We start from the raw sequence: 16,558 nt of genomic DNA on the forward strand, positions 1-16,558 counted from the left end.
GAACGCGGCTGAGTGCGTCCGTCGGGTTCTCTTCGTCATCTTCCTGGTTCCTTTGTCGGCATTATCGCCGGCTCAGGCCCCGAGCGTTCCACTTATCCGACCGTCCGAATTTGCGCGCCCACTTCTAGCCGTTTGATATCCACGTGGTTTTTGCGTCGCCGAAGCGCGCACTGAAACCGTACATGGAGGCTTGACCGTGGCGGATTATAAGATTGAGCACTGGACTTCTGCGCGTACCGTTGTCGGCAGCAGCAAAGACGACGCTATTTCGATCTCCGTCAACAACCGTGCCGCAACGCGACAGGCAATCATTACGCGACTAAAGAAGAACGGCTATACGTTGCTTGAGCGATCCTCATGGGACGCAAAACCGCCTGCACACGCGTTGATGCCCAACTGGGACTACCACGACATAGTAATTCATCATGCCGGACGTAGTTATTCATGCGCTGGGAATGTGCAAGGGGCAATCAAGCAAATGCATGACGCTCAAAACTACGACATGGACAAGCATGGCTTTGACGATATTGGCTACCACTACGCTGTGTCATGTCCGGGAGAATTGATTGAAGCTCGTGATATCCGCTTCAAGGGTTCTCATGTGGCAGGCGACAATACTGGAAAGATCGGCATCGTCTTACTTGAAAATTTGGCTGAACGTGGTGAGGCTTGGCAACAGGAATACAGTCGTGAATCGATCGAACAGAAGGTTATTGATTCGCCCAGCATTGTGTACGACAAAATTGCGCCTAATCCCACGAGGCCACCAGATACCCAGATCAACGCTTTATCTGCTCTGATCGCCACACTAAAGGAATATTTTAACGTTACTGCGTTGGGTGGTCACCGCGAATATCAGCTTCTAGCGCCTGGTAACGAGGGACGGGCGTGCCCTGGCAGATATGGCATGGTGATAGTTGAGGAAATGCGAGCCAAATTCCAACTCACGCCACCTTCAAAATGAAGTTATAAAACCCAGGTTCTGGTTGACGATATAGATGCGACGTGCCAATTCGCTTTGAATAAGCTGACAACGCTGACTATTAGAAGAGAGATCATGGCTATCAGGAAGCTTGGCTTGACGTTCGAACGCGTTGAACCATTCTGCGTCACCTGGATCTGGGCCATGCCCTTCTGCATCCGACGTATTGCCGTAGTGTGAATCCAGATACGTGAACCACTCAGGCGAACAAGGCTGGACCGCAGGAGCGTGTGGAATGCTCGTACTGGCAATGAGCCATGCGAGGACGACAAAGGTACAGACAGCGCCAAAGATTTTCATTTGCGATACGAGATTCTGGGTCGGCTTGGGCATTTGAACATACTTGCCGTTAGCCGGGCGGGAAAGATAACACGTGCCAGCCCACGAAACTCGCATGGAGCCAATCAACTACCAAAAACGTGCCCCCTATTGCATAGAAACTGCTGACGGGTACGTTGAATCGAGGCGACTGGACTCTTCGGGCGTGCTGCCCCGCATTTACACCGACAACGCTGCCCCTCACACAATCCATTGGGGTGACGAAGCGTTGCCTGCGGCGAGGCAATTCGTTCAGACAAGGTGCAACATTCGTCTCGGATGCAAGTTGGTCGGACCTTCGAAGCTCAAGGTCAATTCTTTTTTGGGAAATCAAGTGAAGCGATGTGCAGTTGGCCTAGCCGGTTTCGTTTATGGATGTTGGCTCACATGGGCTTGTATGCTCGTGCTCAGCCGCTTCGACTGGTTTCGCGACCCGCATAAAGTTGCTACGGGATGCCATGAACTCGGAAAATGCCCGACCCCGTGGTGGGCCGGCCTGTTTCTTTTCGGGTATTTTTTGGGACCTGCAATTTTATTTGCGGCGGTGAACGTCTACGCGTGGCACAAATGGACCATAAGGCGATGGACGTATTACACGATCGGGATCATGGTGTTAGCTGTCGCGCTTTATCTCCTGGATGCACTTGCGTAGGGTTTGGCACTTCGGAGGCCTCGCTTCGGCGAGGCTTTCCATTGGTGCCACCACAACAACTACAACGACAAGATGTGCCCTGCCCACTCCTCCATCATCGGACGGTGCTGCTCGAAAAGCTCCGTGCGAAGTCATTGACAGCAGTGGGCTTCACGGAATTACGCGGAATTATCCCGGCGCATGACGAGAGAGAAGAAAGAGAAAAGCAACAAGCCCCCCTACGGATGCCGAATATAATCCACCAACGCCATCGTATAAGCATCCGCCTTCCGATCCATCAGGCTCACCCCGATCGCCACCAGAAACCCGGCCGGCACCCCGAACACCCCCGAACTGATCGGCTCGATACCAAACCAGCGCGCCCCGGTGAAACCCGTCATCTGCGTGAAGAACGGATACGTCGACACGATGTAGTAGATGCACACGACGAGCCCCGCCACCATCCCCGCTACCGCGCCGAGCCGCGTCGTGCGCTTCCAGAACACGCCGAGCACGAGCACCGGGAACAGACTCGACGCCGCCAGCGAAAACGCCGCGCCCACCAGAAACAGAATATTCCCCGTATTCAGCGACGCGACGTACGACGCAAACAGCGCGACCCCCAGCAACAGAATCTTCGAGATCGTCACGCGCCGCTGACTCGACGCATTCGGATCGATCATGTGGTAGTACACGTCGTGCGATAGCGCATTCGCGATCGTCAGCAGCAATCCGTCCGCAGTCGACAACGCCGCCGCCAACGCCCCCGCCGCAATCAACCCCGACATCACGTACGGCAAGCCGGCAATCTCCGGCGCCGCGAGCACGACCATATCGGGCTGCATCTGGATCTCGCTCCAGCGCACGATGCCGTCGCCGTTCGCATCGACGAGGCTGATCAGGCTCGGCTCGACCTTGCGCCATGGCATCAGCCATTGCGGTAAATCGGCGAAGTGATGGCCGACCAGGTTCGTCAGGATCTCGTACTTGATCAGCACGGCCAGCACCGGCACCGTCAGATAGAACAGCGCGACGAAGAACAGCGTCCAGCCGACCGAGCGTCGCGCGGAGGCGACCGAGGTCGTCGTGTTGTAGCGCGTCAGGATATGCGGCAGGCTCGCGGTGCCCAACGACAGACACAGCAGCAGCGACAGGAAATTGCGCGTATGCGTGCGGCGGTCTTCGTCGCCGGTTGCGGGAAACGGCTCGTGCATCGGCACCGGTGCGGCCGCGCGCATCAGCATCTCGTCGCGCTGCTGGCTCCAGACGATCTGCGCGGCCGCGGCATCGCGCGGAAACTGTTCGAGCGCGCGCTCGCGCTCCTTGATCTCGCGCAGCGGCCCGTTATGGCGGCGCAGATCGGCGACCTCCACGGTGAGCCGCTGCTTCTCGTCGACGAACGATTGCGGCAACGTATCGAGCCGCCGTTGCATCAGCGCGGCGCGACGTCGATAGTCGTCGCGCACGCGCTGCTCGAGCGGCGCGTCGCGCACCTCCTTCTCGAGCCCTTCCATGCGCGCCATCAGGCGTCCATAGTTGAGTTGCGGCACCCAGCCGAGGCCGTCCTTGTGCGCGATCATCGACACCGGTATCAGGATCGCCGCGATCAGGATGATGTACTGCGCGACCTGCGTCCATGTGACCGCGCGCATGCCGCCGAGAAACGAGCACACCAGAATGCCCGCGAGTCCGCAGAAAATGCCGACCGCGAAATCGACGCCGATGAAGCGCGTCGCAATCAGGCCGACGCCCTGGATCTGCGCGACCAGATAGACGAACGAGCACAGGATCGCGGCCAACGCGGCGAGTCCGCGTACGGCGTTACTCGAAAAGCGCGTGCCGAGAAAATCGGGAATCGTGTAGCGCGCGAGCTTGCGCACGTACGGCGCGAGCAGGAACGCGACGAGGCAGTAGCCGCCGGTCCAGCCCATCAGATACGCGAGGCCGTCGTAGCCGGTCACATAGATCGACCCCGCCAGACCGATGAACGACGCCGCCGACAACCAGTCGGCCGCGGTCGCCATGCCGTTGAACGCCGACGGCACGCGCCGCCCGGCCACGTAGTATTCGACCAGATCGGACGTGCGCGACAGCACGCCGATCACCGCATACACCGCGATCGGCACGAACAGGAACACATAGCCGATCCATACGCCGGGTCCGGTATGACGTTCGATGCGCCACATCACATAGACGAACAGCAGAAAGCCGAGCGTATAAAACGCGTACGAGCGGATCAGTCGATGCGTGAGCTTCATCGTTCAGCGTCCGCGCACGGCCGACGTCCCGCCGTCGACGCCCGTGCCTGCGCCGTTGGCCGGATTCGCCGCGGAATCCGCGGTGGCATCGCTTGTGGCGCGCTGCTGCGAATCCGCATCGAGGGTACGCTGCAACTGCCGGTCGGCGCGCTGCATCAGCACGATATAGACGACGATCAGCGCGAGGTAGATCAGGATCGCGCCCTGCGCGCCGAAGTAGAACGGCAGCCTGAAGCCACCGATACGCACCGGCTCGAGCATTGGCGCCAGCAACGGCACGACGAACGATACGACGAAGCCCAGCGTCATCAACGTCGCGATCAACGCCAGATTGAAGCGCCAGTACTTGCGATGCGCGAGCGCCATCGCCGCCGAAACCGGCGGCGGTTCGGGCGCGGGGTTCAGCGTGGTACGGGAAGGAGGATGAGGCGCGGCCATGCGCCTGTTTATCAAAAAGGCTTCGGCCAGGCAATCGGGATTGTCCGCGCGATGCCGGTTGAAACAGACGACTTGAAGCCGGTCGTTAAAGTGGGCCGCTTGCCGCGGCCCACTTTAACGCCAGTCATCTGAACGAGAAGCCGGACACGGCCCCACGGTCACGCACTCAGAGCGATTCGCCAAGCTGATCGAGAATCGCCGGGTTCTCCAGCGTCGACACGTCCTGCGTGATCGCCTCGCCCTTCGCGAGCGAGCGCAGCAAGCGGCGCATGATCTTGCCCGAACGCGTCTTCGGCAGGTTCTCGCCGAAGCGGATGTCCTTCGGTTTCGCGATCGGACCGATCTCCTTGCCGACCCAGTTGCGCAACTCGTTCGCGAGCTTCACCGCCGCATCGCCTTGCGGACGCGCACCCTTCAGCACGACGAACGCGCACACCGCTTCGCCGGTGGTCGCATCGGGACGACCCACCACCGCCGCTTCCGCGACGAGCGGATTGGCGACCAGCGCCGACTCGATTTCCATCGTGCCGAGACGGTGACCCGACACGTTCAGCACGTCGTCGATGCGGCCCATGATCGTGAAGTAGCCGGTGTCCTTGTCGCGCACCGCGCCGTCGCCGGCGAGATACAGCTTGCCGCCGAGCTCTTCGGGGAAGTAGCTCTTCTTATAGCGGTCCGGGTCGCCCCACACGTTGCGCAACATCGACGGCCATGGACGCTTGACGACCAGAATGCCGCCCTGCCCGTTCGGCACGTCCTGCCCGGTTTCGTCGACGACCGCGGCCATGATGCCCGGCAGCGGCAACGTGCACGACCCCGGCACGAGCGGCGTCGCGCCCGGCATCGGCGCGATCATGTGACCGCCGGTTTCGGTCTGCCACCACGTATCGACGATCGGGCAGCGGCCGCCGCCGACGTTCTCGTAGTACCACACCCACGCTTCCGGATTGATCGGCTCGCCGACCGTGCCGATGATGCGCAGCGTCGACAGGTCGTAGCTCTTCGGATGCACTTTCGCGTCAGCTTCGGAAGCCTTGATCAGCGAACGTATCGCGGTCGGCGCGGTGTAGAACAGCGTGACCTTGTGCTTCGCGATCATCTGCCAGAAGCGGCCGGCGTCCGGATAGGTCGGCACGCCTTCGAACACGACCTGGGTGCCGCCGAGCGTCAACGGACCATACGTGATGTAGCTATGCCCGGTGATCCAGCCGATGTCGGCAGTACACCAGAACACGTCGGAGGGTTTCCAGTCGAAGGTCCACTTCAGCGTTTGCGCGGCCCACAGCAGATAGCCGCCGGTGCTGTGCTGCACGCCCTTCGGCTTGCCGGTCGAACCGGACGTATAGAGGATGAAGAGCGGATGCTCGGCGTCGACCCACTCGGGCGCGCACTGGTCCGATTCGCTCTGCGTGAGTTCGTGCATCCACAGGTCGCGCGACGCATCCCATGCGACCTTGCCGCCGGTGCGCTGGTACACGATCACGCTCTTGACCTTCTCGCAGCCGCCGAGCGCGAGCGCTTCGTCGGCGATGCTCTTGAGCGGCAAGGCCTTGCCGCCGCGCATCTGTTCGTCGGACGTGATCAGCGCGACCGCGCCGACGTCGACGAGCCGCTCGTTGAGCGACTTCGACGAGAAGCCGCCGAACACCACCGAATGCGTCGCGCCGATGCGCGCGCAGGCCTGCATCGCGACGATCCCTTCGATCGACATCGGCATATAGATGACGACCGGATCGCCCTTCTTCACGCCGCGTTTTTTCAGCGCGTTCGCAAAGCGCGACACACGTTGCAGCAGATCCCGATAGGTGACGTTGGTGACGGTGCCGTCGTCGGCTTCGAACACGATCGCGACGCGCTCGCCGTTGCCTGCTTCGACATGACGGTCGAGGCTGTTATACGACGCGTTCAGCTGACCGTCTTCGAACCACGTGTAGAACGGCGCCTTCGATTCGTCGAGCACCTTCGTGAACGGCTTGTGCCAGCTCAGCGTCTCTTTCGCGAGGCGCCCCCAGAAGCCTTCGTAGTCACGCTCCGCTTCGGCGGTCAGCGCCTGGAACGCGTCCATGCCGGAGATCGTGGCGCCCTTCGCGGTATCGGCGGAGGGCGGAAAAACGCGGCGTTCGTGAAGAACCGATTCAATCGCAGACATCGACAACCCCTTGGTGAAGATGAAACGTAAAACCCGTGCGGGCGCACGTGATGCGTGCGCCTTCCTGTTCGAACCGCTCTCGTGCGAGCGGCGCTGTCTCCCACCTCGCGACGCCGCGCCTCGTCGTGTATCGTGCGTGCGGCATCGCAACATCCGTGCAGGCCAGCCGGACCGGCAATCGGTATCAAAATCGGCACCCAGCCTGATGCTTAACCATAAGCGGTGCAACTTACCAGCCACTTACGCGCGGCGGGCCGCCCAACAGGCGAAAACCCTTAGATCGCGCGGAAAGCGCTGCGTCAATGCGCGCGACGTTAATGCAACACACACCGCCCCGCCATCCACATTCCGTTGACACTTACGTGGGCCTGCACGGCCTCTTACAATGCTAACTGAACTAGCCGTCCGGATTCCAGCTTGAATCGTTACGCCCTGCTCCTCATTACCTCGATGCTGCTCGTCGGCAGCAATGTCGGTATCGGTAAATCGATCGTCGCCTTCGTTCCTGTTCCGCTGTTCGCGCTCCTGCGTTTCGTGATCGCGATGGCGGTACTGTGGCCGCTGCTGCGCGTCGCCAAACTACGCCGCGTCAAACGCGACGAATGGATCAACCTGTTTTTGCAGGCGCTATTCGGCACCTTCGGCTTCACGCTGCTGATGCTCAACGGCGTCGCGCGCACCAGCGCGGTCGAGGCCGGCGTGATCACGAGCACGATTCCGGCGGTCGTCGCGCTGCTGTCGTGGCTGATCCTGAAGGAGCGGCCGGATGGTCGCGCGCTCGCGTCGATCACGCTGGCAATCGTTGGCGTCGTCGTCATCAACCTCGCGCACGGCGAGCCGGATGCGAGTGCCGCGGCCGGCGCGAGTTCGCTCGCCGGCAACCTGATGGTGCTCGGCGCGGTGTGCTGCGAGTCGCTGTACATCATCCTGTCGCGCCGTCTCACGCAAACGCTGGCGCCGATCGACATCTGCGCGTACACGCATCTGTTCGGCCTGTTGCTGATGCTGCCGCTCGGTGCCGGCGCGCTCGCGCAGTTCGACTATCGCGCGGTGCCGTCGAGCGTCTGGATGCTGGTGCTGTGGTATGGACTGTCGGCCAGCATCTTCTCGTTCTGGCTGTGGATGAAGGGCATCCGCCACGTGCCGGGCAGTCTTGCTGGCGTCTTCAGCGCGGTGCTGCCGGTCGCGGCGGCGCTCTACGGCATCGTGTTTCTCGGCGAGCGGCCCACGCTCGCGCACGGCGTCGCGCTGGCGTGCGTGATCGCGGGCATCGGGCTCGCGAGTCTGAAAGCGCGACGCGTGCCGCCGGTCGCGTCGTGAGTCGTGAGTCGGGCTGGGCATTCCGCCCGCCCCTGCCCGCCACACGGCAGCAATTTCGACCGACGCTGTACAATAGCGCGCCTGACGTGAGTTCCGCGGCCTTCGGTGGCCGCGCGCCGCAGCGTCGTCGGCGCCGGGTTGGCGTGCCGGCTGTGCAGTCGAGAGAGGCTCGCGCCGTCGCCCGAACCCCGTGCCCGCCCCTCGCGCGCCGCCGGCGTACCGGTCGGCGCATTAGCCCACGTTGCGTCCTCCGCGCCTCATCTGACCGTTGCCTATGTCCGCTTCGCGACCCGCCTCCGCCCGCCAGCGCCGCCCGATGCGCCCGCTGCCTCTCCTCATTTTCGCGAGCCGCTGGCTCCAGGTGCCGCTCTATCTCGGCCTGATCGTCGCGCAGGCGGTCTACGTCGTGCTGTTCCTGAAGGAAGTCTGGCATCTGGTCACCGCGTCGATGCAACTCGACGAAACCAGCATCATGCTGGTCGTGCTGGGCCTGATCGACGTGGTGATGATCTCGAACCTGCTGATCATGGTGATCATCGGCGGATATGAAACGTTCGTGTCGCGCCTCGGTCTCGACGGTCATCCGGACGAACCGGAATGGCTCGATCACGTGAACGCCGGCGTGCTGAAAGTGAAGCTGTCGATGGCGCTGATCAGCATCTCGTCGATCCATCTGCTGAAGACCTTCATCAGCCCCGACCAGAACACGACCCACGCGATCATGTGGCAGGTGATCATCCACGTCTCGTTCCTCGTGTCCGCACTGGTCATGGCGCTGGTCGATCGCCTCACCACGCACACGCACCCCAAACATTTCGAAGAGTCCGCGGCGCTGCACGCCGTGGGCAGCAGCAAAGGTTCCATTCCCCTGAAGGCGCACGACTGACCGCACCGCACTGCGATCCGACAATAAACGCCACTCCCCACTGAGCTAGCCATGACCGTCATCAAACAGGAAGACCTGATCCAGAGCATCGCTGATTCGCTGCAATACATCAGCTACTACCATCCGCTCGACTACATCGAAGCGCTCGGCCGCGCCTACGAGCTCGAACAGAGCCCGGCAGCGAAGGACGCGATCGCGCAGATCCTGACCAATAGCCGCATGTGCGCCGAAGGCAAGCGCCCGATCTGCCAGGACACCGGCATCGTCACGGTGTTCGTGAAGGTCGGTATGGACGTGCGTTGGGACGGTGCGACGATGAGCGTCACCGACATGATCAACGAAGGCGTGCGCCGCGGTTATCTGAACCCGGACAACGTGCTGCGCGCATCGATCGTGAGCCCGCCCGAAGGCGCGCGCAAGAACACCAGGGACAACACGCCGGCCGTGATCCACTACGAGATCGTGCCGGGCGACAAGGTCGACGTGCAGGTTGCGGCCAAGGGCGGCGGCTCGGAGAACAAGTCGAAGTTCGCGATGCTGAACCCGTCGGACTCGATCGTCGACTGGATCCTGAAGACCGTGCCGACGATGGGCGCAGGCTGGTGCCCGCCGGGCATGCTCGGCATCGGCATCGGCGGCACGGCTGAAAAAGCGATGGTGATGGCGAAGGAATCGCTGATGGACCCGATCGATATTCAGGACGTGATCGCACGCGGCCCGAAGGACTGGATCGAAGAGCTGCGCGTCGAACTGCACGAGAAGGTCAACGCGCTCGGCATCGGCGCGCAGGGTCTCGGCGGTCTCGCCACCGTGCTCGACGTGAAGATCATGGCCGCGCCGACGCACGCTGCGTCGAAGCCGGTCGCGATCATCCCGAACTGCGCGGCAACCCGTCACGCGCACTTCACGCTCGACGGCTCGGGCGTCGCCAAACTCGAAGCGCCGTCGCTCGACGCATGGCCGAAGGTTCAGTGGGAACCGGACACCGAGAAGAGCAAGCGCGTCGATCTGAACACGCTGACGCCTGAAGAAGTCGCATCGTGGGCGCCGGGCCAGACGTTGCTGCTGTCGGGCAAGATGCTGACGGGCCGCGACGCCGCACACAAGCGCATCGCCGACATGCTCGCGAAGGGCGAGAAGCTGCCGGTCGACTTCACGAACCGCGTGATTTACTACGTCGGCCCGGTCGATCCAGTGCGCGACGAAGCGGTCGGCCCGGCAGGCCCGACCACCGCGACCCGCATGGACAAGTTCACCGAGACGATGCTCGCGCAAACAGGTCTCATTTCGATGATCGGCAAGGCCGAGCGCGGTCCGGTTGCGATCGAGGCGATCAAGAAGCACAAGGCCGCGTATCTGATGGCCGTCGGCGGTGCCGCGTACCTCGTGTCGAAGGCGATCCGCAGCGCCAAGGTGCTCGCGTTCGAAGACCTCGGCATGGAAGCGATCTACGAGTTCGACGTGCAGGATATGCCGGTGACGGTGGCCGTCGATTCGAACGGCACCTCCGTGCACCAGACCGGCCCGAAGGAATGGCAGGCGAAGATCGGCAAGATTCCGGTCGCCACGGCCTGATACGTCGCCAAAGCCTGATCAAGCCTGTTAGCAGGTAAAGAAGCCGGGGCCGCGGTCCCGGCTTCTTTTTTTTGGTCGCGCGTCATGTCAAGCGAAGCCATAAACAATGCCAAAAGTTGTGTCTGTTTCCTTGGCTTTTTCAGGTGGGGCGTTTATTGTTGTTGAAAATTCAAGGTCCCCGAAAGGAAATAACATGCAAGGCGACAAGAAAGTCATCGAATATCTGAACGCCCAGCTCAAAAACGAGCTGACCGCCATCAACCAGTACTTCCTGCACGCGCGGATGTACCGGCACTGGGGCCTCGAGAAGCTCGGCAAGCACGAATACGACGAGTCGATCGGCGAAATGAAGCATGCCGACATGCTGATCGAGCGCATTTTCATGCTCGACGGTCTGCCGAATCTGCAGGATCTGCACAAGCTGCTGATCGGTGAAGAAACCAAAGAAATTCTCGAATGCGATCTGAAGCTCGAGCAGATTTCGCAAAGCACCTGCAAGGAAGCGATTGTGTATTGCGAATCTGTTCGCGATTTCATTTCGCGCGAAATCTTCACCAGGATTCTCGACGACACCGAAGAACATATCGACTGGCTCGAAACGCAGATCGATCTGATCGACAAGGTCGGCATCCAGAACTATCAGCAAAGCGCGATGAGTTCGGTCGAATCCTGATCGGACCGCGCCGAAGCATCCCGCGCGGCGGAAAAATCTGCCACTGATTCTGCCGCTGATCCGCGAGCGTAGCGCCACCACCACGTGCGCTACGCATTCACGCTAAAGCGTGCCGCGCGGGCGATATACTTGCGCACTTTCCAGCGAATTTCCCCGGGCGTATTTGCCGATTCTCCGCCCTTGGCCGCAAAGCACCGCGTCGCGCACGTTTTCCTCATCTATGCCCGCACATTCGCCGTCTCCGTCTGTCCGCTGTTTTGCCGCTGACGCCGCGTCACAGGCGCCGATCGGCATTTTCGATTCGGGGCTCGGCGGTTTGTCGGTATTGCGGGCGGTGCGCGCGCAGTTGCCCGACGAGGCGTTGCTGTATGTCGCCGACTCGCTGTACGCGCCCTACGGCGAACGCGACGACGACTTCATCACCGACCGCACGCTCGCGATCGGCGCATGGCTGGTCGAGCGAGGCGCGAAAGCGCTGGTGGTCGCGTGCAACACCGCGACCGCGCAGTCGATCGCGCAGGTGCGCGAACAGCTGCCGATTCCGCTCATCGGCGTCGAACCGGGCATCAAACCCGCCGCGTTGCAGTCGAAAAGCCGTGTCGCCGGCGTGCTGGCCACGCAAGCCACACTGCGCAGCGCGCGCTTCCAGGGACTGCTCGAACGTTATGCCGCCGATTGCCGTTTCCTGTGCCAACCGGGCCATGGGCTCGTGCAGGCGGTCGAGCGCTGCGACGTCGGCTCAGCCGAATTGCGCGCGCTGCTGCGCAGCTATCTCGAACCGATGCTCGAAGCCGGCGCCGACACGCTGGTGCTCGGCTGCACCCACTACCCGTTTCTCGACGCGGCGATCCGCGACATCGTCGGCGAGCGACTTGCGCTGATCGACACCAGCGTGGCGATCGCGCGCCAACTGGAGCGCGTGCTCGACCAGCACGGCCTGCGCGCCGCCGCACCGGCCGCCGCCACTGCACTCCCGCGCTTCTATTCCACCGACGACGGCCTCCACCAGCAACAGCTCGCCGCGACGCTGCTACAGATCGAGGCGACGGTCGAACAGGTGCGGATCCCGTCGCGCCGCACGAGCGCACCGGATTCGCGGGCAGCCTGAACGCCCCGAAACCGGCACCAAAGCCGATTCAAACGCCGGCTCAAACACCGGACAACTCCAGCTCAATCCCCTCTCCCCCGCGCCTCCCAGCGCACGCCGGCTCCCCTTCCGGACACGGAAGCCCCTTCTAAGAGTCTGGTTTTGTTACAAAAAAACGCGCAGGGCGCTTGCCAAACGGCCCAAACAAAATGATAATAATTCGCATTAACGTTAGCTATCACCTCTGCCATGATTGTCTGCGTCTGCAAATCCGTTTCCGATCGCACGATCCGCTCCTCGATTGCGGACGGCGTCGACTCGTTCGACGAGCTTCAGTTTGAGCTCGGCGTCGCTTCCTGCTGCGGCAAGTGCGAAGAGTCCGTGCGCGACGTCATGTTGCAAAGCGGTGTGTGCGCGAGCCGTTGCGGTGTCGGCGTGGTCGAACATCAGCACGTGCAGACCGTCGCACAGGTGGTGCAGGTCACGTTCTACGAACGCAAGGCCGCCTGACTGAATCCCAAGGTTACGAAGCGCGGCGCAAGCCGCGTCCCATGTGTTTCGATGCCTCATGTTTGATGCACATTTAATGTAGCGCTTAATGCGACATCGAATGTGCGGCGTATCTGCAATACTCCCGCAGTGCGTTCGCAGTACGTGTTATCTCACTGCCGTCAGCAAGCCAGTATTCGTACCAGCCAGCTACCCCGCTCACCTTGAAAAAAGGAGTTCGAGATGGAATTGCTGATTGGTTTCGTTACTACCCTGTTCATTTCGCTGCTGATCTTCCGAACATGACGTTGTCCCGTCCAACACGCCGCCCCGGCGGCGCGCTGCCACATTGACCATGCAGGCACCGCAACCCGTTTCCGCCGGCGCTCCGCTGGCGTCGTCCCCCCGTCCGAATTCCCGTGCACTGACCGCCGTGGCCGCGGTCGCGGCGATTCACGTCGCGCTGCTCGCGGTCATCATGACGTTGCGCCAGGAGCCGGCCCAGGTCGCGCTCGAATCGCACGTGATGACGGCCGAACTGCTGCCGCCGGCCCCGGTTGCCGCGCCGGTCGCGCTGCAATCGGTCGCACCGCCGCCGCCCAGGCCGACGCCGCCGGTTCACACCCAGCCGAAGGTCCAGCCGAAGCCGACTCCGACGCCCAAGCCAACGCCGGCTCCGTTGCCGCAAGCCGACGCACCGTCGCCGACGCCGGTCGCCGCACCCGATCCGACGCCGCCCGCGCCCGCCGCTCCGGCTGCGCCGCCTGCCGCCGCAGCACCCGCGATCGGCAGGCAGACCATGGAGATCAGCGCGCCGAAGAACGTGTCGCACCTCGATTGCAATATCGGCCAACCGGACTACCCGACGCTGTCGCGGCGTCGCGGCGAGAGCGGCACCGCGTACGTGCATTTCGTGGTCGGCCTGAGCGGCAAGCTCGAAGACATCGCGCTAAAGAAAAGCAGCGGCTTCAGCCGTCTTGACGACGCCGCGCTCGCCGCGGTGCGCGCGAGCGCCTGCAAGCCTTATCTCGAGAACGGCCAGCCGGTCAGGGCCGCCTATACCCAGCCTTTCAACTTCAATCTGACCGATTGAAGCAGCTTTCAAAAACAAGGAATTGCAATGCAAAACTACGGATTGGCGCACGTGTGGGCGCAAGGGGATTTCGTGACGCGCGGCATCGCGCTCGCGTTGTTGATCATGTCGGTGATGTCGTGGAGCGTGATCGTCGTTAAAGGCTGGAACGTGATTCGCCTGAAGCGTCTCACCAAAAACGCCGAACAGGCGTTCTGGCATTCCGACGATCTCGCCGACGGCGTGAAGAAGCTCGGCGGCGGCGCATCGACGCCGCAGGACAACCCGTTCCTCGCGCTCGCGCTGTCGGGCCAGGAAGCGGCCGACCATCATCACCAGACGCAGCCGCATCTGCACGACCGCATGGACGTGTCGGACTGGGTCACGCGCTGCCTGAAGGACACGATGGACGAAAGCGTCGCACGCATGCAGAGCGGCCTCGCGATTCTCGCGTCGATCGGCAGCACGGCGCCGTTCGTCGGTCTGTTCGGCACGGTGTGGGGCATCTATCACGCGCTGCTCGCGATCGGCGCGAGCGGCCAGTCGTCGATCGACCAGGTCGCCGGCCCGGTCGGCGAGGCGCTGATCATGACCGCCTTCGGCCTGTTCGTCGCGATTCCGGCGGTGCTCGGCTACAACGCGCTCACCCGTGCCAACAAGGCGATCGTCGCGAAGCTCTCCCGCTTCGCGCACGGCCTGCATGCGTTCTTCGTGACGGGCGCGCGCCTGTCGTCGAGCAAGCGCGACGGCCTGCGTCTCGCTACCCGCGCCAACTGATCGACGAGGCATTCCAATGGCAATGAGCCCTTTTGCCGGAGACGATGACGACGGCCTGATGAACGAGATCAACATGACGCCGCTCGTCGACGTCATGCTGGTTCTGCTGATCGTCTTCATGGTGACGATTCCGGTGATCCGCCACGCGGTCAAGATCGATCTGCCGCACGCGAGCAGTCAGAAGGAAGACACCAAGCCCGCGCAGGTCACGGTCGCGATCGACGCGGACGGCAATGTTCTGTGGGACAACGACAAGGTCGACGACGCGGCGCTCGCCGCGAAAATCGCGGCCGCCGCGCAGGCCAGCCCGCAGCCCGAGCTGCATCTCGACGCGGACCGCAAGGTGCCGTACGAGAAAGTCGCGCAGGTGATGTCGGCGGCCCAGGCCGGCGGCCTGACGAAGATCGGCTTCGTCACTCAGCCGACCGCGAAGTGACGCGAGCCTGCTGAAAACGTGAAAAAGCCCCTGAAACAGGGGCTCGAAAGTAAAAGGCCTTCATCGTCGGATGAAGGCCTTTTTTTGTGCGCACTCGGCGCCTTCGGGCGGCGGGATCATTTGCCATCGGCCGAAGACTGATGACTCATATCACCGCATGCGACGGCCGTGGTCGACACGGACAGCGCGGTCAGCCCTATCAGGCTCGCTATGATAGCGGCCATGAGTTTTCGCATAGGACGCTCCTTAGCGAAAGGGATTTCAATATATGCCTGTGTCCGCGCTCATACAAGCAAACGGCCATTGAAAGTAATGATGACAGGCCACGCTTAAATGCTAAAAACGATTTGCGCCGCGCGGGCCCGCGTTGCGGGTAGGCCCTCACGCGCGCTTTGAAACAAACGCATGAACAGTTTATGAAGCGACTGCGGACGTTGCTGTTGCCGCGGCAGCGCCCGTAGACGCCGCCTGCCCCTTCGTCTTCCCGTCGTGCACCGGACATTCGCGCATGATGTGTGTCCCCTCGTCCGGATCGAGCATCTCGACCAGATAGTCGACGAACGCGCGCACCGCCGGCACCATCCCCTGTCGCGACACGAACACCGCGTACAGCTGCGGCGTCGGAAAACTCCAGCCCGGCATCACCGGTGACAACTGCCCCGCCCGCAATGCGGCACCGTACATCATCTCCGGCAGCGCGGCGATGCCGACGCCGGCCAGCACCGCCTCGCGGATCGTCATCAGATCGGCGGTAACGAGGCGCGGCTCGTGTTCGTGTACGTGGCGCGTGCCGTCGGGCGAGATCAGGTTGTAGACGTGGCGGCCGTCGCTCGTCGGCACGTCGAGCGTTTCGAAACGGTTCAGATCGGCCGGCGTCAGCGGCGGCGCATTCTGCTGCAGCAGGCTCGGCGCGCCGACCAGCATCTGCTCGGTGCGCCACAACGGCCGCACGACGATGTTCGCGTTCTCCGGCGGATCGGAACGCACGCGCAACGCGACGTCGATCGCATCCTCGAACAGGTCGACCACCCGGTTCGTCACGCGCATCACGACGCGGACTTCGGGATAGCGGTGCATGAACTCGGGCAGGATCGTCGACAGGATGGTCTGCGAGATCGTCACCGGCACGCTGACGCGCACCGTGCCGCGCGGCGACGAGCGCAGTTGCTGCACGACGTTGACCGCCGCCTGCGCCTCGCTCAGCATCGCCTGGCAATGCTGGTAGAACAGCTGGCCGGCCTCGGTCAGCGCGAGCTTGCGCGTCGAACGCTGCAACAGACGCACGCCGAGCGACGCCTCCAGCTCGGTGAGCCGGCGCGACAGACGCGACTTCGAAATGCCCAGCACCCGCTCGGCGGCGGAAAACCCGCCATGTTCGACGACCTGCGAAAAGTACATCAGGTCATTCAGATTGTGTGAATCGATCTTCATCTCATCGTTCCATTAACAGAACAATCCATTGCTATC

16 protein-coding genes are annotated in these 16,558 nt (G+C 62.4%); 11 read left to right on the forward strand and 5 right to left on the reverse strand.

The features are described from left to right. Positions 1 to 196 precede the first annotated feature (196 nt). Positions 197 to 964, forward strand: coding sequence for an N-acetylmuramoyl-L-alanine amidase (locus HHL14_RS31055; protein ID WP_169501430.1), 768 nt, complete (start codon positions 197 to 199; stop codon positions 962 to 964). Here HHL14_RS31055 and HHL14_RS31060 read toward each other — a convergent pair. Next, positions 956 to 1,315 carry a hypothetical protein gene (locus HHL14_RS31060; protein WP_169501431.1) on the reverse strand — a complete coding sequence of 120 codons (360 nt, stop codon included), beginning with the start codon at positions 1,313 to 1,315 and terminating at the stop codon, positions 956 to 958. The genes HHL14_RS31055 and HHL14_RS31060 overlap by 9 nt on opposite strands. A 61-nt stretch (positions 1,316 to 1,376) precedes the next feature. Here HHL14_RS31060 and HHL14_RS31065 point away from each other — a divergent pair, with 61 nt between their 5' ends. Continuing rightward, positions 1,377 to 1,952, forward strand: a complete 576-nt coding sequence (locus HHL14_RS31065) for a hypothetical protein (RefSeq protein ID WP_169501432.1) — start codon at positions 1,377 to 1,379, stop codon at positions 1,950 to 1,952. Between the two features lie 218 nt (positions 1,953 to 2,170). Here the strand turns inward: HHL14_RS31065 and HHL14_RS31070 are convergent, their stop codons facing one another. The 3 genes from HHL14_RS31070 to acs all read right to left on the reverse strand — a co-directional run bounded on the left by HHL14_RS31070 (position 2,171) and on the right by acs (position 6,776). After that, positions 2,171 to 4,189, reverse strand: a complete 2,019-nt coding sequence (locus HHL14_RS31070) for a sodium:solute symporter family protein (RefSeq protein ID WP_169501433.1) — start codon at positions 4,187 to 4,189, stop codon at positions 2,171 to 2,173. Positions 4,190 to 4,192: 3 nt separating this feature from the next. Further along, on the reverse strand, positions 4,193 to 4,627 hold the full coding sequence (locus tag HHL14_RS31075; protein ID WP_206002602.1) for a DUF4212 domain-containing protein: 435 nt from the start codon (positions 4,625 to 4,627) through the stop codon (positions 4,193 to 4,195). Between the two features lie 166 nt (positions 4,628 to 4,793). Further along, positions 4,794 to 6,776 (reverse strand): acetate--CoA ligase, encoded by a 1,983-nt coding sequence (gene acs, locus HHL14_RS31080; RefSeq protein WP_169501434.1) that lies wholly within the window; start codon positions 6,774 to 6,776, stop codon positions 4,794 to 4,796. A 417-nt stretch (positions 6,777 to 7,193) separates the two neighbouring features. Here acs and HHL14_RS31085 point away from each other — a divergent pair, with 417 nt between their 5' ends. From HHL14_RS31085 to HHL14_RS31125, 9 genes are all read left to right on the forward strand, one after another. Then, positions 7,194 to 8,096, forward strand: coding sequence for a DMT family transporter (locus HHL14_RS31085; RefSeq protein ID WP_169501435.1), 903 nt, complete (start codon positions 7,194 to 7,196; stop codon positions 8,094 to 8,096). 316 nt (positions 8,097 to 8,412) lie between these two features. Further along, on the forward strand, positions 8,413 to 8,982 hold the full coding sequence (locus HHL14_RS31090; RefSeq protein WP_230413288.1) for a TIGR00645 family protein: 570 nt from the start codon (positions 8,413 to 8,415) through the stop codon (positions 8,980 to 8,982). A 51-nt stretch (positions 8,983 to 9,033) separates the two neighbouring features. Beyond that, positions 9,034 to 10,557, forward strand: a complete 1,524-nt coding sequence (locus HHL14_RS31095) for a fumarate hydratase (protein ID WP_169501437.1) — start codon at positions 9,034 to 9,036, stop codon at positions 10,555 to 10,557. A gap of 193 nt (positions 10,558 to 10,750) precedes the next feature. Further along, positions 10,751 to 11,230, forward strand: a complete 480-nt coding sequence (gene bfr, locus HHL14_RS31100; RefSeq protein WP_169501438.1) for a bacterioferritin — start codon at positions 10,751 to 10,753, stop codon at positions 11,228 to 11,230. A gap of 220 nt (positions 11,231 to 11,450) precedes the next feature. Further along, positions 11,451 to 12,338, forward strand: a complete 888-nt coding sequence (gene murI, locus HHL14_RS31105) for a glutamate racemase (RefSeq protein WP_169501439.1) — start codon at positions 11,451 to 11,453, stop codon at positions 12,336 to 12,338. Between the two features lie 228 nt (positions 12,339 to 12,566). After that, positions 12,567 to 12,827 (forward strand): (2Fe-2S)-binding protein, encoded by a 261-nt coding sequence (locus HHL14_RS31110; RefSeq protein WP_169501440.1) that lies wholly within the window; start codon positions 12,567 to 12,569, stop codon positions 12,825 to 12,827. Between the two features lie 334 nt (positions 12,828 to 13,161). After that, complete coding sequence (locus HHL14_RS31115) at positions 13,162 to 13,899, forward strand: energy transducer TonB (RefSeq protein WP_169501441.1); 738 nt, start codon at positions 13,162 to 13,164, stop codon at positions 13,897 to 13,899. 27 nt (positions 13,900 to 13,926) lie between these two features. After that, positions 13,927 to 14,655 carry a MotA/TolQ/ExbB proton channel family protein gene (locus tag HHL14_RS31120; RefSeq protein ID WP_169501442.1) on the forward strand — a complete coding sequence of 243 codons (729 nt, stop codon included), beginning with the start codon at positions 13,927 to 13,929 and terminating at the stop codon, positions 14,653 to 14,655. A gap of 16 nt (positions 14,656 to 14,671) precedes the next feature. Continuing rightward, a complete protein-coding gene (locus HHL14_RS31125) occupies positions 14,672 to 15,091 on the forward strand; it encodes an ExbD/TolR family protein (protein WP_169501443.1) in 420 nt (139 codons plus the stop codon). Between the two features lie 414 nt (positions 15,092 to 15,505). Here the strand turns inward: HHL14_RS31125 and HHL14_RS31130 are convergent, their stop codons facing one another. After that, entirely contained in the window at positions 15,506 to 16,522 is a 1,017-nt protein-coding gene (locus HHL14_RS31130; protein WP_169501444.1) for a LysR family transcriptional regulator, read from the reverse strand. Between the last annotated feature and the right edge of the window lie 36 nt (positions 16,523 to 16,558).

Source organism: Paraburkholderia antibiotica (genome assembly GCF_012927125.1).
GTDB classification, from domain to species: domain Bacteria; phylum Pseudomonadota; class Gammaproteobacteria; order Burkholderiales; family Burkholderiaceae; genus Paraburkholderia; species Paraburkholderia antibiotica.

Coding starts and splice junctions, on each gene's coding strand:
- HHL14_RS31065 (WP_169501432.1), top strand. CDS start 1,377: ATGGAGCCAATCAACTACCAAAAACGTGCCCCCTATTGCATAGAAACT.
- HHL14_RS31060 (WP_169501431.1), bottom strand. CDS start 1,315: ATGCCCAAGCCGACCCAGAATCTCGTATCGCAAATGAAAATCTTTGGC.
- HHL14_RS31110 (WP_169501440.1), top strand. CDS start 12,567: ATGATTGTCTGCGTCTGCAAATCCGTTTCCGATCGCACGATCCGCTCC.
- HHL14_RS31115 (WP_169501441.1), top strand. CDS start 13,162: ATGCAGGCACCGCAACCCGTTTCCGCCGGCGCTCCGCTGGCGTCGTCC.
- HHL14_RS31130 (WP_169501444.1), bottom strand. CDS start 16,522: ATGAAGATCGATTCACACAATCTGAATGACCTGATGTACTTTTCGCAG.
- HHL14_RS31095 (WP_169501437.1), top strand. CDS start 9,034: ATGACCGTCATCAAACAGGAAGACCTGATCCAGAGCATCGCTGATTCG.
- HHL14_RS31125 (WP_169501443.1), top strand. CDS start 14,672: ATGGCAATGAGCCCTTTTGCCGGAGACGATGACGACGGCCTGATGAAC.
- acs (WP_169501434.1), bottom strand. CDS start 6,776: ATGTCTGCGATTGAATCGGTTCTTCACGAACGCCGCGTTTTTCCGCCC.
- HHL14_RS31075 (WP_206002602.1), bottom strand. CDS start 4,627: ATGGCCGCGCCTCATCCTCCTTCCCGTACCACGCTGAACCCCGCGCCC.
- bfr (WP_169501438.1), top strand. CDS start 10,751: ATGCAAGGCGACAAGAAAGTCATCGAATATCTGAACGCCCAGCTCAAA.
- HHL14_RS31090 (WP_230413288.1), top strand. CDS start 8,413: ATGCGCCCGCTGCCTCTCCTCATTTTCGCGAGCCGCTGGCTCCAGGTG.
- HHL14_RS31120 (WP_169501442.1), top strand. CDS start 13,927: ATGCAAAACTACGGATTGGCGCACGTGTGGGCGCAAGGGGATTTCGTG.
- HHL14_RS31070 (WP_169501433.1), bottom strand. CDS start 4,189: ATGAAGCTCACGCATCGACTGATCCGCTCGTACGCGTTTTATACGCTC.
- murI (WP_169501439.1), top strand. CDS start 11,451: ATGCCCGCACATTCGCCGTCTCCGTCTGTCCGCTGTTTTGCCGCTGAC.